This is a genomic window from Streptomyces sp. NPDC043853, from assembly GCF_056436025.1.
Map to the genome: position 1 here is coordinate 1 of NZ_JBWKDJ010000002.1, position 22,860 is coordinate 22,860.

The following is a 22,860-nucleotide window of genomic DNA, read 5'->3' on the forward strand; positions in this document are numbered from 1 at the left end:
GTCGAGCAGGGCGAGTTTCCCCGAGCGGTGCGGGATGCGGGGCCGGTCCTCCTTCAGGAACTGCGCGGGATGGTTGCAGATCTGCTTCAGCGAGGCCAGCAACTTCATGATCATCCCGCGGCGTTCCATGCCTTCGCTGGTCTCGATCACCGCCATGGCCTCCTCCACCGCCGCCTGGTACAGCGAGGCCTGCTCGCGGGTGAGGGACACCGGGTGGTCCGTCTCCGTCTTCGGCGGGAGCTCGGGGACGATGCCGGGGTCGGACTTCCTGCGGCGCAGCAGGAACGGCCGGACCAGCGCGGCCAGACGGGCCACGGCCTCCTCGTTGCCGCCGTCCTCCTGCTGCTGCTGTTCCACGGCGCGGGCGTGCCGGGCCCGGAACGCGGTGAGCGGTCCGAGCAGGCCGGGGGTCGTCCAGTCGAGCAGGGCCCACAGCTCGGAGAGGTTGTTCTCCACGGGCGTGCCGGTCAGGGCCACCCGGGCCGGTGCGGGGATGGTGCGCAGTGCCCTGGCGGTAGCCGAGTGCGGGTTCTTGATGTGCTGGGCCTCGTCCGCGACCACCATGCCCCAGGTCTGGTCGGCCAGCCGGGCGGCTCCGGCGCGCATCGTCCCGTAGGTGGTGAGGACGAAACCGCCGGTGAGACCGGAGAGGGTGCGTCCGGCCCCGTGGTAGCGGCGCACCGGGACTCCGGGCGCGAACTTCTCGATCTCCCGCTGCCAGTTGCCGAGCAGGGAGGCGGGGCAGATGACCAGGGTCGGCGCGGGGTGGTCCCGGTGCAGGTGGAGGGCGATCAGGGTGACGGTCTTGCCCAGGCCCATGTCGTCGGCGAGACAGCCGCCGAGGCCGAGCGAGGTCATCCGGTCCAGCCAGGCCAGGCCGCGCAGCTGGTAGTCGCGCAGGGTCGCCTTGAGGCCGGGGGGCGGGGGCAGCGGGGCGAGTTCACCGGTGAGCCGGTCGCGGAGGGCGGCGAGCGCGCCGACCGGGACGGCGGGCACCGGCTCCGCTTCACCGGGGACCTCGGCGGTGCCGCCGAGGGCTACGGCCAGCGCGTCCACCGGGTCCAGCAGGCCGAGTTCGCGCTTGCGCGCCTTGCGGACGAGCTCCGGGTCGACCCGGACCCACTGGTCGCGCAGCCGCACGACCGGGCGGTGGGCCTGCGCGAGCGCGTCCATCTCGCCGGGGGTGAGCCGGTCGCCGCCGAGGGCGAGCTCCCAGGAGAAGGCGAAGAGGCCGGCGGCGTCGAAGAACGCGGTGCCGTCGGTGGCGGAGCCGGGCGCGGCCGGCCGTACGACGGCGGTCGCGGTCAGCGTACGGGCGAGCTCGCGGGGCCAGTGCACCACGACTCCGGCGGCGGCCAGGCGGGTGGCGGCCACGCCGAGGAGGTCTTCGAGTTCGCGATCGGAGAGCGGCAGCAGGTCGGGCACGGGCCGGTCGAGCAGGCGGAGCAGGGGCGGCCAGGTCCGGGCGGCGCGGCGCAGCGCGAGCACGGCGTCGATCCGGGCGCGCGGGCCGAAGCCGGCCGCGGCGGTGCCCGCCCACAGCCGGGCGGCGTCGGTGACCAGCGTCGGGTCGGCGAGGCTGTGCACCTGCACCACGGCGGCGCCCGCGTGACGGGTGTCCTCCTCCCCGGGGTCCGGTGTGTCGAACAGCAGGTACGAGGACAGGTCGAGCCGCAGCGAGATCCCGACTCCGGCGTCGGAGCCGGCCGCGACCTGCGCCGCCCACTCCTGTATCCCCGGCACCTGCTGCGGTTCGGCGGCGGCGAACGGCCGGCCGAGGGCGAAGGGGGCGGCCGGGGTCCGCGGGAGGGTGTCGGCGACGGCGTCGAGGAAGGCCCGGACCAGGGCCTCCGGCTCGGGAAGCTGGAGGGGGCGCCGGCCGGGCAGCGGGGTCGCGTACCCCTCGTGGGGGAGGGCGGCGGCGACGGCACGCAGATGGGCCATGTCCTCGGCGTCCAGCGGGCCGGCCCGCCAGGCGTCGTACCCCTCGGGGGTGAGGCCGGGCAGCAGCCGGCCCCGGGCGGTGAGCGCGAGGGCCTGCCGGGCGGCGGTGCCCCAGCAGCGGGTCGCCGGGTGGGCGGCGGGGTCCTGCGGGGCGGCGGCGAGCACGGGCAGTGCGTCGGCGAGGCCGAGCACGACGGCGGCCACCTCGCGGCTCCGCACCCCGGCCGCGCCGTGCGGCCGGACCACGGTGAGCAGCTCGGACGCACCGGGTCCGTCGGGTCCCTCGGGCCAGGGCTCCCCGTCGGGCGCCCAGAAGGCGACCCGGCCCTGCCGGGGCACCGCGGCGGGCAGGAACACCGCGGCCCGCCGCCGCAGCGAGGCGCCCGACGGCGGAAGCCCGGACCCGGTACGCGGCGAGGCCGGCGACCCGGCCCGGACGGCGGAACCGGGCAGCAGCGAAGCCCGGACGGCGGCGTCGGTCATCTCGGGCTCCCTTCTCCGGCTTCTCCGGTCTCCGGTACGGCGGCTCATCGGGTGGGTACGGCGGCTCGGCGAGGCGTCCCCGCCGCCGCTCGGGCCGACGCGACGACACGGCGGCCGTCACTCTCTGCGAGTCTAGTTCGGGCCACTGACAATGCGATTGACCTGCGGAAACGCGATAACGGGGTCACTCGCGCGACCAGCGGCCGAGCTCGGCCGCATAGCCGTAGCGCGGGCGGCCGCCGGAGGCGCTGGTGCGCAGGGGGCGGCCGTCGTCGTCGATCCGGGTCAGGCCCGGACCGGCCGGGCCGGTCCAGCGGATCTCGGCGTACCACTCGCAGTCGCAGCCCGAGGTGGCCGCCTCGATCCGCAGGACGACCGGGTCGGTGGCGGAGACCCGGAGGGGGAAGGCGGGCGCCGGGACCGGGTGTTCGCCGTCGTGGCCCGCGGCCGGGCGGGCCACCGGCCGCGGGGCGTCGAGGTTGACGGTGAACGCGGCCGGGGTGAGCGCGCCGCCGCAGCCCGGCGACATCAGGTGGACGTTCCACGACGGCGGCGTGCGCCGGGCAGTGACCCGTACGTCGACGCCCTCGATGACGATCGCCTCGCTGCCGGTGCCGTGCAGGGTGGCCTCGACGATCTGCTGCCCGGCGTGCACGGCACCCTGGGCCGCGGCCCAGCCGGGCGCGTCCGCTTCGACGGGCGGGGGCGGCACCGATTCGGGGCGCCGGCCGAGCAGGTACGCGTGGTCACAGCCGTTCGCCCAGACGTGCGAGCGTACGGCGGCACGGAGCCTCGGTGCGCTGCCGGCCGCGGGCGAGGAGGAACGCGGGCCCGGCGCGGGCGCGGTGGAGGTTCCGGTCTCCGGGCCGGCGGCAGACCCGCCCGGTGCGGACGCAGTGGGGCCGGGACCCGGGCTCGTGGTGGGGCCTGGACTGCCGCCGGCGTGCTGACTCGGGCCCGGGACGGGAGCGGTCGGCCTCGGCCCGCCGGCTCCCCCGCTCGCCCCCGCCCGCGGGGAGGGGGCGACCACGCTGCCGCCGGCCGTCCCGTCGGCACCCTCCTGCCCCAGGGGTCCGGCCACGGCCAGTCCGGTGACGGCCATGGCGACCGCCGCGACCCCCGTCACCGCGCCGGCGATCGCCCGACGCCTCCGGTACCAACGGTCTGCGGGGCTGTGGCCCGCGGCGGGCCCGGCCACCAGGGCCACGGCAGGCTCCGACTCCCGGCCCGCCCCGCCCTCGCCCCCCGGACCCGCCCCGGCGCTCCCCGACGTTCCCTCGGGGACCTGCCCGCGCGCAGGGTGCCGCTCCGCCCCCTGGGTCTCAGCCGCCGTGGGCGCAGCGGGCCCGTGGTCCACGGCCGGGAACCGGTCGCCGTCCAAGGACGCCTCCGGGACTTCGGCGGGACCGACCTCCGCAGCGCACTCCGGGCCGGTGGCCGGCAACGGCGCCGGCTCCGCTCCGCGCGACGCCTCCGCGCACTGTCCCTCCCCGGACGCTCCCCCGGGCCCGGGCCCGGGCCCGCACTCGGACTCGGGCTCCGGCTCGGGCTCCGGCTCCGGCTCCGGCTCGGGCTCCGGCTCCGGCTCCGGCTCCGGCTCCGGCTCCGGCCCCGGCCCCGGCTCCGGCTCGGGCCTCGTACCCGGCGCCGGCTCCGCCGTCGGGCCGGAGCCCACCCCGGAGGAAGCCGCGCTGCCGGCCGGAGCAGGGTCGGCGTGACCGGTCGGCGCCGGGGTTCCAGCCGGTGTCGCGCCCCGGCCGGCGCCGGGCTCCGCGGCGTGGGGCGCCGCGCGGCGTCGTGCGTCCGCCAGCAGCCACGCCCGGTGGAGTTCCAGCGCCTCCGCCGCCGTGGCCCCGCACGCGCGGGCGAACCGGTCCACCGCCGCGAACTCCGCGGGGAGCGCCTCGCCCTTGCAGTAGCGGTGCAGGGTGGACGTACTGGTGTGCAATGTGCGCGCGAGCGTCCCGTAGCTCAGCCCGGAACGCTCCTTCAGCTCCCGCAGCAGCCGCGCGAACCGCTCCGATTCGCCCCTGCCCGCCGTTCCCCCGGTCCCGCCCAACGCGCCCTCCCCCGCTCCCCGTCCCGCGGCGCCGTTCCACCCCGGGACGTTCCCCCAGGTGAAAGCACCAACTGCCGTTCCAGTGTCCCGGATGCGGCTCGATCCGTCGCCCGCCATCATGCGCCTGGGGAAAGCTGTTCTCGCTCCGGTACGACACCGGGCCGCACTCATGACAACGGGGAGAACGACCATGCTCAAGCGCCTCACCGCGACCCTCACCACCGCCCTCGCGGCCGCCGCCGCCCTGGCCCTCACCGCCTCGGCGACCGCCACCGCCGCGCCCACGGCCCCCGGCTTCATCGTCGGCAAGGACCTGCCGCCCCACCCCGGCTCCGCCTGGTACACCGGCAAGGTCACCAAGGGCCTGCCGGAGTGGCCGGTGTTCTGCCTGGAGGGGGCTCTCCCGAAGGCGAACACCTGGCACCGCACCTTCGGCACCGAGTTCGACACGGGCGCCCTGCAGATCTCGGTCCGTGCCGCCTCCGACGGGGCGGCTGCCAAGCTGGCCGCCGCCCTGGAGAAGAAGGTGGCCGGCTGCGCCGCCGACTGGCTGCGGGCACACCCCGGCGGTACCGCCTCCTGGCAGGACTACGGGAAGATCAAGGTCGAGGAGGGGGCGCACGTCTACGGGGTGCACACCTCCATCCCGGAGTCCGAGCCGGGCGTGAACCTGTTCGGCGTCGGCCGCGACGGCTCCACCGTGACCGTCGTGAAGTGGAGCCAGATGGGCCACCTGTCGGACGCCCCGGTCCCGGCCTTCAGGAAGACCACGACCAGCGCGGTCAACAAGCTCAACCCGTGATGCCCTGAGCCGGGCGGATCCCGTGATCCCCTGGCTCCCCGGTCCGGTGGGACCATGGAGCCAGGGGCCGCTCCAGGAGGCGAGGTCCATGCGTACCGGGAACGAGCCGGTGACCGCCCGCAGCCCGCTGCGCCTGCGGTTCTGGCTCGGGATGTGGGGGCTGCTCTGGGCTGTCGGCGGGACGGTCCTCTTCTCGCTGGCCGACCACCCCGGCTGGGCCGCCGCCTGCGCGGTGCTGTCGGTGATCGTGGTCGTGGACCTGTCCATGGTCGTGCACCACATCCACCAGGGCCCGCACTACCAGCCCGGCCCGGACATCCCCCCGTACGAACCTCCGAGGGCGAGGGGCTGACTGCCGGGCCGGGGGCCGCCTCACCCCTCGAACGCCGCCGCCTCCAGGTACTCCGGCTGGGGGTCCAGGGCCGCGGCCAGCCGGAAGTGCTTGCGCGCGGGCCCGTCCCGGCCCGCCCGCTGGTGGGTGCGGGCGAGCGCGAAGTGCGCGAACGCGTTGTCCGGCTCCCGCTCCAGCACCAGCTCGAACTCCAACACCGCGTGCCGCAGCTGGGCCGCCGCGAAGAAGGCGCGGGCCCGCAGCAGCCGGGCCGCCGTGTTCTCCGGGTGGGCCGCGATGACCGAGTCGAGCAGCCGTACCGCGCCCCGCGGGTCGCGGGCGGCCAGCAGCTGTTCGGCGGCACGGTAGTCGATCACGTGTGTCTCGGGGCTGGCCGACGCTCCGCGCGACGAGCCGATCGACGCACCGGTCGAGGACCCGTTCGCCCCGGCGTCCGACGGGTCGCCGGAGGACGGGTCATGCCGGGAGGGGTCGTGCGAGGACGGGTCCGGCGAGGACGGGTCCGTAGGCTTGGACACGGGCGGGCTCCTTCCCTCTACCGCGCGTACAACGGCTCCGCACCGACCGCTATTCCATGCACACGTCAGGTCGCCCCGCCGGGCCGCACCACCGGAGAGCGCCCTCGCCGCGGACGACGCCTTCCTCGGACGACCCGCTCAGCGGAACCCGCTCAGCCTCGCTCGCCCGCCGCCCGCCCGGTCAGCTCGTCCCACACCGCGCGGACCTGCGGCTCCAGCGCCTCCAGCGGCCCGTCGTTGTCGATCACGAGCGTGGCAACGGCCAGTCGCTGCTCCCGCGTGGCCTGTGCCGCCATCCGGGCCCGCGCCTCGTCCTCGGCCATGCCGCGCAGGCCGGTCAGCCGGGCGAGCTGCGTCCCGGGCGCCGCGTCCACCACGACCACCAGGTCGTACAGCTGCGCCAGCCCGTTCTCCGCGAGCAGTGGTACGTCGTGCACGACGATCGCGTCGGCTCCCGCGGCGGCCTCCAGTTCGGCCGAACGGGCACCCACCAGCGGGTGGACGATCGCGTTCAGGACGGCGAGCTTCTCCGGGTCGGTGAACACGATCGAGCCCAGTTTGGGCCGGTCCAGGGCGCCTTCCGGGGTCAGTACGGACTCCCCGAACGCCTCGACCACCGCCCGCAGTCCGGGGGTTCCCGGTTCCACGACCTCGCGCGCGATCCGGTCCGCGTCGACGACGACCGCCCCGTACCCCGCCAGCAGCCGAGAGACCTCGCTCTTGCCGGCCCCTATTCCACCCGTCAGACCAACGGTCAGCATGCCGACGCCTCCAGCTCTCATCCCCGCTGCCGCGGGGAGCAATGGCCGGCTCCGATTCCGCCGGTCAGCCCCACTGGAGCATCGCGCACAGTGCGCGGACCACGGCCGGACGTGCTGCTGCCCCGGACCAGATTAACGGATCAAGCGTCGCCCTCGCGCTCCGCGAGGAACCGCTCGAACTCGCGCCCCAGCTCCTCCGCGGAGGGGATGTCCGCGGGCTCCGCGATCATGTTGCCCCTGCTCTCCGCCCCGGCGGCCGCGTCGTACTGGTGCTCCAGGCCCTGCACCAGCGCGACGAGCTCCTCGTCGCCCTCGCGGATCTGCCGGTCGATCTCCGTCTGGGTGCGGTGGGCCTCGGTGCGCAGCGCGTGCGCGACGCCGGGCAGCACCAGCCCGGTGGCCGCGGTGATGGCCTCCAGGGCGGTCAGGGCCGCGTCCGGGTAGGGGGAGCGCGCGATGTAGTGCGGCACGTGCGCGGCGACACCGAGTACGTCGTGGCCGGCCTGGGCGAGCCGGAACTCCAGCAGCGATTCGGCGCTGCCGGGGACCTGGGCCTCGTCGAAGGGGCTGCGGTGGCCGGGCATCAGGTCGGTGCGGTTGCCGTGCGGGGTGATGCCGACCGGCCGGGTGTGGGGGACGCCCATGGGGATGCCGTGGAAGTTCACGGACAGCCGGACGCCGAGCCGCTCCACGATCTGCCGGACGGCGAGGGCGAAGCGTTCCCATTCGACGTCCGGCTCGGGGCCGGACAGCAGCAGGAAGGGTGCTCCGGTGGCGTCCTGGACGAGCCGGACCTCCAGCTTGGGTGCCTCGAAGTCGGTCCACCGGTCGCGCTTGAAGGTGAGCAGCGGGCGGCGGGCCCGGTAGTCGACCAGCCGGTCGGCGTCGAAGCGGGCCACGAGCTGGTTCGGGAGGGTGTCCAGGAGCCCCTCGACGATCTGCTCGCCGGTCTCGCCGGCGTCGATGTACCCCTCGAAGTGGTAGAGCATGACCAGCCCGGCCGAGTCCTGGGCGAGCGCAAGGTCGACCACTGCCAGGCCCTTCTCGTCCCACTCGTACAAACCCTGGGGATCCAGCACCGTCACCACTCCTCCTCGACGCGTTCTCTGATCAAGAACACCCGGGAGGGCCTGAACCATTCCCCGTTCGACGCGCCCGACACGAAAGCGTCATGTCCGCAGGCCGGGCAGCTCCCGCCGCCCGCGCGACCGGGCACCCGCGCGACCGCGCCCGGAACGTGCGGAAGGCCCGCCCCCCGAAGGGGACGGGCCTTACCGTTTCAGCTCTGCTCACGCCGGGGGCGTGATGCGCGCTGCGATCAGCTCTGGCCGCCGGCCAGCTTCTCGCGGAGCGCGGCCAGGGCCTCGTCCGAGGCGAGCGCACCGGCGCTGTCGTCCGACTCCGAGGAGTACGAACCGCCGGAGACGGCACCGGCACCGGCGGCCGGGGCGGCGTCGCCACCCTCGGCAGCGGCAGCGGCGTCGGCCTCGCGGGACTTGATGACCTGCGCCTGGTGCTGCTCGAAGCGAACCTGCGCCTCGGCGTACTGGCGCTCCCACTCCTCGCGCTGCTTCTCGAAGCCCTCGAGCCAGTCGTTGGTCTCGGGGTCGAAGCCCTCGGGGTAGATGTAGTTGCCCTGGTCGTCGTAGGACGCGGCCATGCCGTACAGGGTCGGGTCGAACTCGACCGACGCCGGGTCGGCACCGAAGGACTCGTTGGCCTGCTTCAGGGACAGCGAGATCCGGCGACGCTCGAGGTCGATGTCGATGACCTTGACGAAGATCTCGTCGTTGACCTGGACGACCTGCTCCGGGATCTCCACGTGGCGCTCGGCCAGCTCGGAGATGTGGACCAGACCCTCGATGCCCTCGTCCACGCGGACGAACGCACCGAACGGAACCAGCTTCGTGACCTTACCCGGGACGACCTGGCCGATCTGGTGGGTACGGGCGAACTGCTGCCACGGGTCCTCCTGGGTCGCCTTCAGCGACAGGGAGACACGCTCGCGGTCCATGTCGACGTCGAGGACCTCGACGGTGACTTCCTGGCCGACCTCGACAACCTCGGACGGGTGGTCGATGTGCTTCCAGGACAGCTCGGAGACGTGGACCAGACCGTCGACGCCACCCAGGTCCACGAAGGCACCGAAGTTGACGATCGAGGAGACGACGCCGGAGCGGACCTGACCCTTCTGCAGGGTGGTGAGGAACGTCTGGCGAACCTCGGACTGGGTCTGCTCGAGCCAGGCGCGGCGGGACAGGACCACGTTGTTGCGGTTCTTGTCCAGCTCGATGATCTTCGCCTCGAGCTCCTTGCCCACGTAGGGCTGGAGGTCGCGGACACGGCGCATCTCGACCAGGGAGGCCGGGAGGAAGCCGCGGAGGCCGATGTCGAGGATGAGACCACCCTTGACGACCTCGATGACGGTACCGGTGACGATGCCGTCCTCTTCCTTGATCTTCTCGATGGTGCCCCAGGCACGCTCGTACTGGGCGCGCTTCTTCGAGAGGATCAGGCGGCCTTCCTTGTCCTCCTTCTGGAGGACAAGGGCCTCGATCTCGTCGCCGACCTTGACGACCTCGTTCGGGTCGACGTCGTGCTTGATCGAGAGCTCGCGGCTCGGGATGACGCCTTCGGTCTTGTAACCGATGTCGAGCAGGACCTCGTCCCGGTCGACCTTCACGATGACGCCGTCGACGATGTCGCCGTCGTTGAAGTACTTGATCGTCTCGTCGATCGCGGCGAGGAAGGCTTCCTCGTTACCGATGTCGTTGACCGCAACCTGCGGAGTGGTGGCGGTGGTCTCGGTGCTGCTCGTCATGTGGGAAAGGGCTCCGGTTACGGACAGAAGGTCGTAGGTACTGCAACGCCGGGAGCCCTTATCGCCTCTGATACGCCGGACAGCCAAGGAGACCCCGATACCACCGGAATCCGGCGGGGGCCTCGAAAACCGAGGGGACTGCAACAGATGCGAGCGCAGCCTGCTAGGTCTGAGGAGCACAGGCTCGCAGCGCAACTTGTAGCATACGGGGGCAGCCGGACCGGGTCAATGCGCGAAGGCGCACACCGGGGGCGGAACGTCGCATACCCGGCACAACTCGTGGGTGGATGACCGCCACTGCCCCTCCGGAGCTGTTCCGCAGACTACGACGATGGGCCCCATGAACCAAGAGGACTACGCCCCCGAAGACGCGTACGACACGCACGAGGACGCCGAGGCCACCCGGCGTGACGCGGGGGACGCGGAGAGCAGCCGGGCCAGCCGCGGCTGGTGGGACCGCAACGCCGACGAGTACCAGAGCGAACACGGAGCGTTCCTCGGCGACGACCGGTTCGTCTGGGGCCCCGAGGGCCTGGACGAGGTCGACGCCGCCCTGCTCGGCCCGCGCGAGGGCCTCCGCGGCAAGGACGTGCTGGAGATCGGCGCCGGCGCGGCCCAGTGCGCCCGCTGGCTCGCCGCGCAGGGCGCCCGCGCGGTCGCCCTGGACCTCTCGCACCGCCAGCTCCAGCACGCCCTGCGCATCGACGGGGGCGCGGTCCCGCTGGTCGAGGCGGACGCCGGGGCGCTGCCCTTCCTGGACGGCTCCTTCGACCTGGCCTGTTCCGCGTACGGGGCGGTCCCCTTCGTGGCCGACCCGGTGCGCGTGATGCGCGAGGTCCACCGGGTGCTGCGGCCCGGCGGCCGCTGGGTCTTCTCCGTCACCCACCCCCTGCGCTGGGCGTTCCCCGACGAGCCCGGCCCCGAGGGGCTCTCCGTCTCCGCCTCCTACTTCGACCGCACGCCGTACGTCGAGCAGGACGAGCAGGGCCGCGCGGTCTACGTGGAGCACCACCGGACGATCGGCGACCGGGTCCGCGACGTGGTCGCGGGCGGGTTCCGGCTGCTCGACCTGGTGGAGCCGGAGTGGCCGGCCTGGAACAGCCAGGAGTGGGGCGGCTGGTCCCCGCTGCGCGGCAATCTGATCCCCGGCACGGCGATCTTCGTCTGCGAGAGGGACTGACCCCGAGGTGATCCGTTCCGCCGCCCTGGAGGCGCTGCCCGTACGCGAGGCCGTACCCGCCCTCACCGCGGCGCTGGCCGCGCACGGCACCGCGGTGCTGTGCGCCCCGCCCGGCACCGGCAAGACCACGCTGGTGCCGCTGGTCCTGGCCGGACTCGCCGGCGGGGGCCCGAGGCGCCGGGTCGTGGTGGCCGAGCCCCGGCGGATCGCGGCCCGGGCGGCGGCCCGCCGGATGGCCTGGCTGCTCGGCGAGCCCGTCGGCGCCTCGGTCGGCTTCACCGTGCGCGGGGAACGCGTCGTCGGCCCGGACTGCGCGGTGGAGGTGGTCACCACGGGTGTGCTGCTGCAGCGCCTGCAGCGGGACCAGGAGCTGGCCGGCACCGATGTGGTGATCCTCGACGAGTGCCACGAACGGCACCTGGACGCGGACACCGTGGCGGCCTTCCTGCTGGACGTACGGCAGACCCTGCGCCCGGAGCTGCACCTGGTCGCGGCGTCCGCGACCACCGACGCGGAGGGCTGGGCGCGGCTGCTCGGCGGCGCACCGGTGGTGGAGGCGGCAGGGGTCTCGCACCCGGTCGAGGTGGTGTGGGCCCCGCCGGCCCGCCCGGTGCGGCCACCGCACGGCATGAGGGTGGATCCCGGGCTGCTGACGCACGTGGCCTCGGTGACCGGGCGGGCGCTCGCGGAGCGGTCGGGGGACGTGCTGGTGTTCCTCCCGGGGGTCGGGGAGATCGCCCGGGTGGCCGGGCAGCTGGCCGGTGTGGACGTGGAGGTGCTGCAGATCCACGGGCGGGCCCCGGCCGCGGTGCAGGACTCCGTGCTGGCGGGCGGCACCGGCCGGCGGCGGGTCGTGCTGGCGACGGCCGTGGCGGAGTCCTCGCTGACCGTGCCGGGCGTCCGGGTCGTGGTGGACGCGGGTCTGGCCCGCGAGCCGCGGGTGGACCACGCGCGGGGGCTGGGCTCGCTGACGACCGTACGGGCGTCCCGCGCGGCGGCGCGGCAGCGGGCGGGCCGGGCCGGGCGCGAGGCGCCGGGCACGGTCTACCGCTGCTGGGCGGAGGCCGAACACGGCCGCCTGCCGGCCTTCCCCTCCCCCGAGATCAAGATCGCCGACCTGGCGGCCTTCGCACTGCAGGCGGCGTGCTGGGGCGACCCGCACGCGTCGGGCCTGGCCCTGCTGGACCCGCCGCCCGCCGGGGCGATGACGGCGGCGCGGGAGGTGCTGGCGGCGGTGGGAGCCGTCGACGGCACGGGCCGGGCCACCGGGCGCGGGCAGCGGATGTCCCGGCTGGGCCTGCACCCGCGGCTGGCCCGCGCCCTGCTGGACGGGCCGCCGGGGGCGGCGGAGGTGGTGGCGCTGCTGAGCGAGGAACCGCCGCGGGAGTACGGGGACGACCTGGCCGCCGCCTGGCGCACGGCCCGCCGCGGCGGCGACGCGTACGCGTCCCGCTGGCGCACCGAGTCCGCCCGGCTGCGGCGGGCGCTGGGCGCCCCGGCGGGAACGGATGCCGCTGCGCCGGGCCGTTCCCTGTCCGACGACGCCGTCGCGGGGCTCGTCGCGGCCCTGGCCTTCCCCGAGCGGGTGGCCCGGGCCAAGGGCGAGGGCGCGTACCTCATGGCGAACGGAACCGGAGCCGAGCTCCGTGAGGGGTCCGCGCTGCGGCACAGCGGCTGGCTGGCCGTCGCGGTCGCCGACCGCCCCTCGCACTCGGCCTCCGCCCGGATCCGCCTGGCCGCCGTCACCGACGAGCAGACCGCGCGCGAAGCCGCCGCCCATCTGCTGGCCGCAGGAGAGGAGGTGCGCTGGGAGGCCGGTGACGTCCTCGCCCGCGAGGTCGAGCGCCTCGGAGCGGTCGAGCTGACCGCCCGCCCGCTGCGCGACCCCGATCCGGGGCTGCTGCGCGAGGCCCTGCTGGAGGGCCTGCGCCGCGAGGGGCTCGGGCTGCTGCGCTGGACCCCCGACGCGACCGGGCTCCGCGCCCGCCTCGGCTTCCTGCACCGCACGCTGGGCGGCGACTGGCCCGACGTATCGGACGGGGCGCTGTCGGCGCGGGCCGCGGACTGGCTGGAGCCGGAGCTGTCCCGGGCCCGGCGCCGCGCCGACCTCGGCCGGATCGACGCCGGACAGGCACTGACCCGGCTGCTGCCGTGGGCGACCGGCGAGGCCGCCCGCCTCGACGAGCTCGCCCCCGAGCGGATCGAGGTGCCGTCCGGTTCCCGGATCCGGGTGGACTACACCGAAGGGCAGCCGGTGCTGGCGGTGAAGCTGCAGGAGCTGTTCGGACTGGCCCGGACCCCGCGGCTGGCCGGCGTACCGGTGCTCGTGCACCTGCTGTCGCCGGCCGGGCGGCCGGCCGCGGTCACCGCGGACCTGGCCTCGTTCTGGCGGGACGGCTACCGGGCCGTACGGGCCGAGCTGCGCGGCCGCTACCCGAAGCACCCGTGGCCGGAGGACCCGGCGACCGCCGAGCCCACCCGGCACACCAACGCCCGGCTCAGGCGGGGATGACCTCCGGGGCCGGGGTGCCGGTGCCCTCCGGGGCCCGCGGGCGCCGGCCCCGCGCTTCCAGCCACAGGGCCAGTCCGAACAGTACGAGCCCGGTGGCGCCGAGGCCGATCGGCGCGTAGGTGTGCAGGGCGAGCACCTTGGTGCGGTTCGCGGAGACCAGGTCCGCGGTGTGCCGGATGTAGTCCTCGCGCATCTTCACGTGCCCGGAGAAGGCGGTGAGCTTGCCGCCTTCCGCGGCGGCGGCGATGCCCCCGCGCATCTCCTGTTCCATGATCTGCTCGCCGTTGACCGGTGCCCCGGTGACCGGGTCGACCCAGAACATCCGCTTGGCGGTGTACCAGAGGGTGGTGCCCGTGGTCGCCTCGATGGTCGCCGGGTCGATGCCCTCGATCGGCATCTTCTTGGGCATGGGGACCTTGGTCCACGGCACGGTCTGCTCGAAGTAGTAGACGTCCATGCCGCGGAACTTCCGCGGGCCCACGTAGTGGATGGGCGCGGAGGTCCGGGTCTGGGCGTCGAAGTAGAGGTAGTCGCGGGGCTCGGTGAAGAAGGGGAACTTGAACTCGATGCCCTCGCGCTTGACCGGGTCCCCGTCGACCATCTCGCCGGTGGCGTGCACGGGCGCCTGGGTGTGCGCGTCGAAGATGTACCGCTCGGGGATCTGGGACACCATCTTCCCGTCCGGACCGGCGACGTAGGAGAGGGCGTCCCAGACGACCACGTCCTTGCCGGCGCTCGCCTCGATCTCGCGGGAGGCCTCCACGTTGCCCTTGAGGGTCTGGACGATGGTGACCTTGTCGACCTTCTTGGGCTGCATGCCGCCGGTGTAGTCGAGCAGGATCGCGCCCTTCGCCTCCAGGACCACCTCCTGGTACTGGCTCGGCGGGATCTTGGCGAGCCGTGGGTACGCGTACCAGCGGAGCAGTGGGGCGAGGGCGGTGCAGAACACCGCGAGGGCGAGGAGGACGAGTCCGGCTCTGCGTCGCACGGTCGGTGCCTCCTCTACTTTCCGGGTGCGGTGGGCGCGGTGGTGAGCAGCGGTTTGGGTGAGGTCCGGCCTTCCGGCACTCCCGCCGCCGTGATGGCGAGGACGAGGGCCAGCGCGGCGGCCAGCCCGATGGCGGCGGCGACGAGTGCGCGCATGCCGGTGCCTCCGGAATCTGATGTGGCGTCAGGTTCGGGGCACCGTAGCAACGGGCGGGTGAGATGAGAACCGTCTCGGCCCGTCTTGCCGGGCAGGTGGGTGGTCTGTTCCGATGGCGTCGGCTCGACGGAGGATGATCGGATTGCACGTCTACTGGGACCCGGTGCCGACGGCTCGGCGACTCGTCGGGAAGAAGCCCGTGCTGGAGGTGTTCACGGGAGTCTGGGCCGAACGGAACTGGCGCAACGTGCCGGGTCCGTTCTACGGCGCGGACACGGACTCGATGATGCTGGGCCGGGTGGACGCGCCGCGCCACGTCGCCTACGACGACGACTTCGGCGGCGGCTTCGGCAGGGAGTTCGTCTACCGCCAGCCCACCGACGAGGCGGAGACCGCCGACCTGGTGTCAGCCGCCCGGCTGGAGCTCTACAGCGCGTACGGCTGGGACGGGGACGACCACTGGACCCCCGGCACCGTACGGGAGTGGTGGCACAACCGGGGCCGGGTCCGCGAGTGGGCCCTGGCCATGGCGGCCGACTGGGGCGCCGATGAGCATCCCGGGTGGGGACACAATGCGGATCCCCGGTTCCGGGGGCACTACCAGGACGCCGCCCGGGGCCATCTGGACTTCGTGGCCTACCTGGACGACGGACTGGAGGGGTACCTCCGCGGCTATGTCTTCTGGCTGGACCAGCGGCGGGCCCCCCGGGAACGGGAGGCCCTGCCGGTGCTCTGACCCGCGGTCCGTGTCGCTAGGGGGTTCCCGTGGCGGTGGCGGTCGGCGACGGGGACGCCGAGGCGTCGCGGGTGGGCGGCTTCGCGGTGGCGCCGGGCGTCGCGGCGGGGGTGGGGGTCGGAGTGGGCTTCGGCTTCTGGGTCGGCTTCGGCTTCTCCGTCGGGGGCGGCGTCGGCTTGGGGGTCGGCGTAGGGGTGGGCTTCGGCGTGGGGGTCGGCTTCGGCGTGGGCGTGGGCTTGGGGGTGGGCGTCGGCTTCGGCGTGGGCTTCGGCTTCGGCTTCGGCTTCGGCGTGGGCGTGGGCGTCGGCTTCGGCGTGGGCTTCGGAGACGGGGTGGGGGTCGGCGTCGGCTTGGGAGTCGGCTTCGGCTTCCCCGGCTCGGGCTTCTCAGGCTTCCCGGGCTTCTGCGGCTGCTCCCCGCCGGGCCGGTTCGGGACCTCGTGCGCGCCGTTGCCGTAGTACGCGAACCAGGACCTGACCGTGGCGAGGTACTCGGAGGAGTGGTTGTAGGACAGGATCGCCCGGTTCAGGTCGCCGCCGTCCCTGAGGTCCCGGCTGCCGGCGCACAGATAGCGTCCGGCGGCCAGGGCCGCGTCGTACACGTTGTTGGGGTTCCGGCGGCCGTCGCCGTCCGCGTCCTGCCCCCAGCCCGCCCAGGTCGACGGGATGAACTGCATCGGGCCGACCGCCCGGTCGTACACGGGGTCGCCGTCGTACGCGCCGTCGTCGGTGTCGGAGATGTTCGCGAACCCGTTGCCGTTGAGGACGGGCCCGAGGATCGGGGTGAGGGTGGTGCCGCCGGCGTCCACCCGGCCGCCACGGGCCTGACCGGACTCCACCTTGCCGATCGCCGCGAGCAGTTGCCAGCGCAGTCCGCAGCCCGGATCGGTCGCCGCGACCTTCTGCTCCGCCTTCAGGTACGCCGCGAGCACGGTCGCCGGTATGCCGCGGGCGCCGCCCGCCACCAGCGCCGTGGGGGGCTGCGGAGCAGGGATGGCCGTCGGCACGGGTGCGGGTGTCGCGGACGGGGTGGGGGCGGGGGACGGCTGCCCCTGCCCTGGAGCGGGGACCACGGGCTCGGGGGTGACCAGGGGCGGCAGTTCGGTGAAGTACACCGAGTCGCCGCCGGCGCCCGAGCCGGTGCCGGAGCCGGCCGGTGCGGGCGCCCCGGCCGAGGGGCCGGGGCCGGCCGCACCGGCCGCGCGTATCCGGTCGCCGGGACCGGCGGGGCCCTGCGAGGCCGTCACCGCGGCCACCACGAGCGCCGACACCACGGCGGCCGCGCCACCCCGGCGGAACCTGCGCCCGTACCGAGCCGTCCTGGTCATTGGTGAACCCCTCCCCATCGGCGTCCGCGTGACTTTATGTCAACAAGGCGACAGACGAAACGCTGTGGCTCCGGGCGTTCACCGTTTGTCCACGACTCGGAGCGCCCCCGGCACCCCGGGCCGATCCGTCAAGTGGGAAAGTGGCCCGATGCCGTTCACTCTCAGCCATGCCGCCGCCGTACTCCCTGGTATCCGGAGGGACGGCGGCGGCCGGGGGCCGTTCCTCGCCTCCGCACTGGTCATGGGTTCCTTCGCCCCGGACATGACCTATTTCGCGGCGAGCGTGGTCCCCGGAGCGATGGAGTACGGCTCGGCCACCCACTCCCTCACCGGCGTGCTCTCGGTCGACGCCCTCATCACGGCCGTTCTGGTCGGCTGCTGGCTGCTGTTGCGCGAGCCCCTGGCGGCACTGCTGCCTGCGGCCTGGCGCTGCCGGGTGTACGCCCTGGCCCTCGGGGCGGGACGGCCGGGCGCCGCCGAGCGGCCGACGGCGGCGCGGGCGGCCGGCGCGTTCTACCTGTCGGCGGTCGTCGGGTCCCTCACGCACGTGGCGTGGGACAGCTTCACCCACCTGGACCGGTACGGGACGAACACCTGGCCCTGGCTCTCCTCGTACTACGGACCCTTCCCCCTCTACACCTACCTGCAGTACGGGAGTTCCGCGCTGGCGGCGGGCGCGCTGCTGTGGTTCCTGGGGACGGCTCTGCGCCGGCTCCCCGCCGGACCCGCCCCCGCGGCCGTGCCGGTGCTCGACCGTGCCGAACGGTGGGGCGCAATCGCACTGATCACCGGATGCGTCGCGATCGGCACGACGGTTCGGCTGGTTCGCCTGTTCGCGAAGTTCGCCGACCGGGTCCACAACCCGCTCGACGTCGTCCCGACGGTCTGCTTCGGCGCGGGCAGCGGGCTGATTGCGGGGCTCGTCCTGTACGCCGTGCTGCTGCGGCTGTGGCTGCGGTTCCGGCCCGGCACACGGAAGCCCGCCACCACCGGAGTGCGGTAGGGGCGGGCTTCCCGGCCGGGGACGCCGGCGGGTCAGTGCGCGGCGGACTCCCAGTCCGGGCCGACGCCCACCGACACGTCCAGCGGGGCACGCAGCTCGACGGCGGCCGCCATCTCGCGGCGGACCAGCTCTTCCACGCGCTCCCGCTCGCCCGGGGCGATCTCCAGCACGATTTCGTCGTGGACCTGCAGCAGCATCCGCGAGGTCAGCCCGGCCTCGGCCAGCGCCTTGTCCACCCGCAGCATCGCGACCTTGACGATGTCCGCGGCGGTGCCCTGGATCGGGGCGTTCAGCGCCATCCGCTCGGCGGCCTCGCGGCGCTGCCGGTTGTCGCTGTTGAGGTCCGGGAGGTACCGGCGGCGGCCGAACACCGTGGCCGTGTACCCGGTGGCGCGGGCCTCGTCGACGACCCGCTGCAGGTAGTCCCGGACACCGCCGAACCGCTCGAAGAACGTCTCCATCAGGCCGCGCGCCTCGGCGGGCTCGATGTTCAGCTGCTGCGAGAGACCGAACGCGGACAGCCCGTACGCCAGCCCGTACGACATCGCCTTGATCTTGCGGCGCATCTCGGCGTCGACCGCGGACCGCTCCACGCCGAACACCTGGGAGGCGACGGTGGTGTGCAGGTCCTCACCGGACAGGAAGGCCTCGATCAGCCCCTCGTCCTCCGACAGGTGGGCCATCACGCGCAGTTCGATCTGACTGTAGTCGGCGGTCATCAGCGACTCGAAGCCCTCGCCGACGACGAACCCGCGGCGGATGGCCCGGCCCTCGTCCGTGCGCACCGGCACGTTCTGCAGGTTGGGGTCGGTGGAGGACAGCCGGCCGGTGGCGGCCGTGGTCTGGCTGAAGGTGGTGTGCACCCGGCCGTCCGCGGCGATCGTCTTGACCAGGCCCTCCACGGTCACCCGCAGCTTGGCCTGCTCCCGGTGCCGGAGCATGATCACGGGCAGTTCGTGCTCGGTCTGGGTGGCCAGCCAGGCCAGCGCGTCCGCGTCCGTGGTGTAGCCGGTCTTGGTCTTCTTCGTCTTCGGCAGGTTCAGCTCGGCGAAGAACACCTCCTGGAGCTGCTTGGGCGAGCCCAGGTTGAACTCGTGCCCGACCGCCGCGTGGGCCTCCTTGACCGCCTGCTGCACGGCACCCGCGAACTGCTGCTCCATGGCCTCCAGGTGGTCCCGGTCGGCGGCGATGCCGTACCGCTCCATCCGGGCCAGCAGCTCCGACGTCGGCAGCTCCATGTCCTGGAGCAGCGCGGTCGCGCCGACCGCCTCCAGCTTCTCCGTGAACGCCTCGCCCAGGTCGAGGACGGCACGGGCCTGCGCCATCAGCGCCTCCGCCTCGGCGGTCTCGTCCGCGCCGAAGGCCAGCTGCCCGTCCGCCGCCGGCGGCGCCAGCTCACGGCCCAGGTACTCCACCGAGAGCACGTCCAGCGCGAAGGACCGGCGGCCCGGCTTGACCAGGTACGCCGCCAGTGCCGTGTCCATGGTCACGCCCGCCGGAACCGTCCAGCCGTGCTCGGGGAAGACCCGCCACAGGTTCTTGGCGTTGTGCACCGTCTTGGGCCGGTCCGGGTCGGCCAGCCACGCGGTGAACGCCTTCTCGTCGGCCTCGTCGAGCTCGGACGGCTGGAACCAGGCCGCGGCGCCGTCGGCCGCGGCCAGCGCGACCTCGCTCACGCTGCCCTGGCCCAGGGCCCACGCGTCGACGGTGGACAGGCCCAGCGGGCCGCCCGCGTGCGCTTCGAGCCAGGGGCCCAGCTCCCCGGCGGCCAGCACCGACCCGTCCAGCTCCACCCCGGCCGCCGGAGCCGGCGCCGCGGCCTCCTCCGCACCCGGGTCCACGGCCAGCAGCCGCTCCCGCAGCGAGGCGTTGCGGATCTCCAGCACGTCCAGCACGCCGGTCAGCGCGGACCGGTCGTACGGCTTGCGCTCCAGGTCCGCGGGGCCCCTGCCGAGCTCCACGTCCTTGACCATCTCGGTCAGGACCCGGTTCATCTTCACCGCGTCCAGGTGGTCGCGCAGGTTCTGCCCGGCCTTGCCCTTGACCTCCTCGACCCGCTCCACCAGCTCCGCGAACGAACCGAACTGGTTGATCCACTTCGCGGCCGTCTTCTCACCGACGCCAGGGATGCCCGGCAGGTTGTCCGACGGGTCGCCGCGCAGCGCCGCGAAGTCCGGGTACTGCCGCGGGGTGAGCCCGTACTTCTCCTCGACCTTCTCCGGCGTGAACCGGGTCAGCTCCGAGACGCCCTTCGTCGGGTACAGCACCGTGGTGTGCTCGGACACGAGCTGGAAGGAGTCCCGGTCACCTGTGACGATCAGCACCTCGTACCCGAGCGCCTCCGCCTGCGTGGCCAGCGTGGCGATCACGTCGTCGGCCTCGAAGCCCTCCACCGCGAACCGGGGCACGGCCATGGTGTCCAGCAGCTCGCCGATCAGCTCCACCTGCCCCTTGAACTCGTCGGGGGTCTTCGACCGGTTCGCCTTGTACTCCGGGAACTCCTGGGACCGCCAGGTCTTCCGCGAGACGTCGAAGGCCACGGCGAAGTGCGTGGGCGCCTCGTCGCGCAGCGTGTTCGCCAGCATCGACGCGAAGCCGTAGATGGCGTTGGTCGTCTGGCCGCTCGCGGTCGTGAAGTTCTCCGCGGGCAGCGCGAAGAACGCCCGGTACGCCAGGGAGTGCCCGTCCATGAGCATCAGGCGCGGGCGGTCCACTGCCTTGCCCGCAGGGTCTTTGTCTTCGGTCTTCTTCGATGCTGTCTCTGCCACGCCTCCGATCCTAGGCGGCCCCACCGACAAAACCGGCGTCGGCGATTTCCACCGGCCGTGACACCATCTGGGGAGCACGTATCGCGCAGCAGCTCGAAGGAGAGCGACGCCATGGCGACCAAGCCGCCCACAGGTGACCCGGTCCAGGACGCACCGCAGGTCGCGCCCCCCAAGAACGCCGCCGCCGGCCTGCCCGCCATCGGCCACAGCCTGCGCATCGCGCACGCGCAGATGGGCGTCCTGCGCACCGCGCAGACCCTCCTCAAGGTCAACCAGAAGGAAGGCTTCGACTGCCCCGGCTGCGCCTGGCCCGAAGGCGACAAGCGGCACACCGCCGAGTTCTGCGAGAACGGCGCCAAGGCGGTCGCCGAGGAAGCCACCCTGCGCCGGGTCACCCCCGCCTTCTTCGCCGAGCACCCGCTCTCCGACCTCGCGGCCCGCTCCGGCTACTGGCTCGGCCAGCAGGGCCGCATCACCCAGCCCATGCTCCTGGAACGCGGCGACGGACCCGGGGACGACCGCCGGTACGAGCCGGTCACCTGGGACCGCGCCTTCTCGATCATCGCGGAGGAGCTGAACGCCCTCGGCTCCCCCGACGAGGCCCTCTTCTACACCTCCGGCCGCACCAGCAACGAGGCCGCGTTCCTCTTCCAGCTGTTCGCCCGCGAGTACGGCACCAACAACCTGCCCGACTGCTCCAACATGTGCCACGAGTCCTCGGGCTCCGCGCTCACCGAGACCATCGGCATCGGCAAGGGCAGCGTCCACCTGGAAGACCTCCACCAGGCCGACCTGATCATCGTCGCCGGGCAGAACCCCGGTACGAACCACCCGCGCATGCTCTCCGCCCTGGAGAAGGCCAAGGCCGCGGGCGCGAAGATCATCGCGGTGAACCCGCTGTCCGAGGCCGGCACGACCCGCTTCAAGAACCCGCAGACCCCGCTCGGCATGCTCCGCGGCACCCCGCTCAGCGACCTCTTCCTGCAGATCCGCATCGGCGGCGACCAGGCCCTCTTCCGCCTCCTCAACAAGCTCGTCCTGGAGACGCAGGGCGCCGTGGACGAGGAGTTCGTACGGGACCACACCCACGGCTTCGAGGAGTTCGCGGCCGCCGCGAAGACCGCCGACTGGGACGAGACCCTCACCGCCACCGGCCTGGCCCGCCCCGACATCGAGCGCGCCCTGGCGATGATCCTCGCCTCCAGGCGCACCATCGTCTGCTGGGCCATGGGCCTCACCCAGCACAAGCACGCCGTCGCCACCATCCGCGAGGTCGTCAACCTGCTGCTGCTCCGCGGGGCCATCGGCCGGCCCGGCGCCGGCGTCTGCCCGGTCCGCGGCCACTCCAACGTCCAGGGCGACCGCACCATGGGGATCTTCGAACGCCCCGCACCGGCCTTCCTCGACGCCCTCGACGCGGAATTCCAGATCACCTCGCCCCGGCACCACGGCCTCGACGTGGTCCGCTCCATCGAGGCGCTCCGCGACGGCCGCGCCAAGGTGCTCTTCGCCATGGGCGGCAACTTCGTCGGTGCCACCCCCGACACCGAGGTCACCGAGGCCGCGATCCGCAAGGCCTCCCTCACCGTCCACGTGTCCACCAAGCTCAACCGCTCCCACGCGGTCACCGGCCGGCGCGCCCTGATCCTGCCCACCCTGGGCCGCACCGACAAGGACATACAGGCCTCCGGCAAGCAGTTCGTCACCGTCGAGGACTCCATGGGCATGGTGCACGCCTCCCGCGGCAACCTCCCCCCGGCCTCCCCGCACCTGCTCTCCGAGCCCGCGATCGTGGCCCGGATGGCCCGCGCCGTGCTCGGCACGGCCTCGAAGACCCCGTGGGAGGAGTTCGAGGGCGACTACGCCGCCATCCGCGACCGGATCTCCCGCGTGGTCCCCGGCTTCGAGGACTTCAACCGGCGCGTCGCCCGCCCCGGCGGCTTCACCCTCCCGCACGCCCCGCGCGACGAACGCCGCTTCCCGACAAAGACCGGCAAGGCGAACTTCACGGCCGCCCCGGTGGAGTACCCGCACGTCCCCGAGGGCCGGCTGCTGCTGCAGACCCTGCGCAGCCACGACCAGTACAACACCACCATCTACGGGCTCGACGACCGCTACCGCGGCATCACCGGCGGCCGCCGCGTGGTCCTGGTCAACCCGGCCGACGCGGCGCACCTCGGACTTGCCGACGGCTCGTACACGGACCTGGTGAGCGAGTGGAAGGACGGCGTGGAGCGGCGCGCGCCCGGCTTCCGGGTGGTGCACTACCCCACGGCCCGCGGCTGCGCCGCCGCCTACTACCCGGAGACGAACGTGCTGGTGCCGCTGGACTCCACGGCGGACGTCAGCAACACCCCGGCCAGCAAGTCCGTGATCGTCCGCTTCGAACCGACCCCCGAGCAAGCGCTCGCTCAGTAGGCTGATAGGAAGTGTGTTAACGAGCGTTGACT

The 22,860-nt window shown here is 73.7% G+C and carries 17 protein-coding genes; 7 read left to right on the plus strand and 10 right to left on the minus strand.

Going from position 1 to position 22,860, the window contains the following annotated elements:
- Nucleotides 1-2,427, minus strand: a 2,427-nt coding sequence (locus AC067U_RS05290) for a DEAD/DEAH box helicase (protein WP_478828301.1), incomplete at its 3' end; no start/stop codon positions are given.
- Between the two features lie 184 nt (nt 2,428-2,611).
- Entirely contained in the window at nt 2,612-4,486 is a 1,875-nt protein-coding gene (locus AC067U_RS05295) for a helix-turn-helix domain-containing protein (RefSeq protein ID WP_478828302.1), read from the minus strand.
- Between the two features lie 190 nt (nt 4,487-4,676).
- Between AC067U_RS05295 and AC067U_RS05300 the strand changes: the two genes are divergently transcribed.
- Together AC067U_RS05300 and AC067U_RS05305 are read left to right on the plus strand one after the other, a co-directional pair.
- Nucleotides 4,677-5,288, plus strand: coding sequence for a hypothetical protein (locus AC067U_RS05300; RefSeq protein ID WP_478828303.1), 612 nt, complete (start codon nt 4,677-4,679; stop codon nt 5,286-5,288).
- A gap of 88 nt (nt 5,289-5,376) precedes the next feature.
- Entirely contained in the window at nt 5,377-5,640 is a 264-nt protein-coding gene (locus AC067U_RS05305; RefSeq protein ID WP_478828304.1) for a DUF6343 family protein, read from the plus strand.
- A gap of 20 nt (nt 5,641-5,660) precedes the next feature.
- Here AC067U_RS05305 and AC067U_RS05310 read toward each other — a convergent pair whose 3' ends face one another.
- The 4 genes from AC067U_RS05310 to rpsA all read right to left on the minus strand — a co-directional run bounded on the left by AC067U_RS05310 (nt 5,661) and on the right by rpsA (nt 9,740).
- On the minus strand, nt 5,661-6,038 hold the full coding sequence (locus AC067U_RS05310; protein WP_478828908.1) for a tetratricopeptide repeat protein: 378 nt from the start codon (nt 6,036-6,038) through the stop codon (nt 5,661-5,663).
- A gap of 272 nt (nt 6,039-6,310) precedes the next feature.
- On the minus strand, nt 6,311-6,919 hold the full coding sequence (coaE, locus tag AC067U_RS05315) for a dephospho-CoA kinase (protein ID WP_478828305.1): 609 nt from the start codon (nt 6,917-6,919) through the stop codon (nt 6,311-6,313).
- Nucleotides 6,920-7,059: 140 nt separating this feature from the next.
- Nucleotides 7,060-7,998: a PAC2 family protein gene (locus tag AC067U_RS05320; protein ID WP_478828909.1), complete on the minus strand. Its 939-nt coding sequence runs from the start codon at nt 7,996-7,998 to the stop codon at nt 7,060-7,062.
- 239 nt (nt 7,999-8,237) lie between these two features.
- Nucleotides 8,238-9,740 carry a 30S ribosomal protein S1 gene (gene rpsA / locus AC067U_RS05325; protein ID WP_478828306.1) on the minus strand — a complete coding sequence of 501 codons (1,503 nt, stop codon included), beginning with the start codon at nt 9,738-9,740 and terminating at the stop codon, nt 8,238-8,240.
- Nucleotides 9,741-10,071: 331 nt separating this feature from the next.
- On the opposite strand from rpsA, the gene AC067U_RS05330 reads away from it, so the two are divergent.
- Together AC067U_RS05330 and hrpB are read left to right on the plus strand one after the other, a co-directional pair.
- On the plus strand, nt 10,072-10,920 hold the full coding sequence (locus AC067U_RS05330; protein WP_478828307.1) for a class I SAM-dependent methyltransferase: 849 nt from the start codon (nt 10,072-10,074) through the stop codon (nt 10,918-10,920).
- Between the two features lie 7 nt (nt 10,921-10,927).
- On the plus strand, nt 10,928-13,432 hold the full coding sequence (gene hrpB / locus AC067U_RS05335; RefSeq protein ID WP_478828308.1) for an ATP-dependent helicase HrpB: 2,505 nt from the start codon (nt 10,928-10,930) through the stop codon (nt 13,430-13,432).
- Here the strand turns inward: hrpB and pgfA are convergent.
- Both pgfA and AC067U_RS05345 read right to left on the minus strand, forming a co-directional pair.
- Nucleotides 13,419-14,420, minus strand: a complete 1,002-nt coding sequence (pgfA, locus tag AC067U_RS05340; RefSeq protein ID WP_478828309.1) for a cell envelope lipid trafficking protein PgfA — start codon at nt 14,418-14,420, stop codon at nt 13,419-13,421. The two genes, hrpB and pgfA, sit on opposite strands and share 14 nt — an antisense overlap.
- Before the next feature lie 14 nt (nt 14,421-14,434).
- Nucleotides 14,435-14,575 carry an SPW_0924 family protein gene (locus AC067U_RS05345; RefSeq protein WP_478828310.1) on the minus strand — a complete coding sequence of 47 codons (141 nt, stop codon included), beginning with the start codon at nt 14,573-14,575 and terminating at the stop codon, nt 14,435-14,437.
- A gap of 134 nt (nt 14,576-14,709) precedes the next feature.
- On the opposite strand from AC067U_RS05345, the gene AC067U_RS05350 reads away from it, so the two are divergent.
- On the plus strand, nt 14,710-15,312 hold the full coding sequence (locus AC067U_RS05350; protein WP_478828311.1) for a ferredoxin: 603 nt from the start codon (nt 14,710-14,712) through the stop codon (nt 15,310-15,312).
- A gap of 16 nt (nt 15,313-15,328) precedes the next feature.
- Here the strand turns inward: AC067U_RS05350 and AC067U_RS05355 are convergent, their stop codons facing one another.
- A complete protein-coding gene (locus AC067U_RS05355) occupies nt 15,329-16,639 on the minus strand; it encodes a lytic transglycosylase domain-containing protein (RefSeq protein ID WP_478828312.1) in 1,311 nt (436 codons plus the stop codon).
- A 148-nt stretch (nt 16,640-16,787) separates the two neighbouring features.
- Between AC067U_RS05355 and AC067U_RS05360 the strand changes: the two genes are divergently transcribed.
- Nucleotides 16,788-17,642 (plus strand): DUF4184 family protein, encoded by an 855-nt coding sequence (locus AC067U_RS05360; RefSeq protein ID WP_478828313.1) that lies wholly within the window; start codon nt 16,788-16,790, stop codon nt 17,640-17,642.
- Between the two features lie 32 nt (nt 17,643-17,674).
- On the opposite strand, the gene polA is transcribed toward AC067U_RS05360, so the two are convergent.
- Nucleotides 17,675-20,410 carry a DNA polymerase I gene (gene polA, locus AC067U_RS05365; RefSeq protein ID WP_478828314.1) on the minus strand — a complete coding sequence of 912 codons (2,736 nt, stop codon included), beginning with the start codon at nt 20,408-20,410 and terminating at the stop codon, nt 17,675-17,677.
- Nucleotides 20,411-20,521: 111 nt separating this feature from the next.
- Between polA and AC067U_RS05370 the strand changes: the two genes are divergently transcribed.
- Entirely contained in the window at nt 20,522-22,828 is a 2,307-nt protein-coding gene (locus tag AC067U_RS05370; protein WP_478828315.1) for an FdhF/YdeP family oxidoreductase, read from the plus strand.
- The last annotated feature ends 32 nt before the right edge of the window (nt 22,829-22,860 follow it).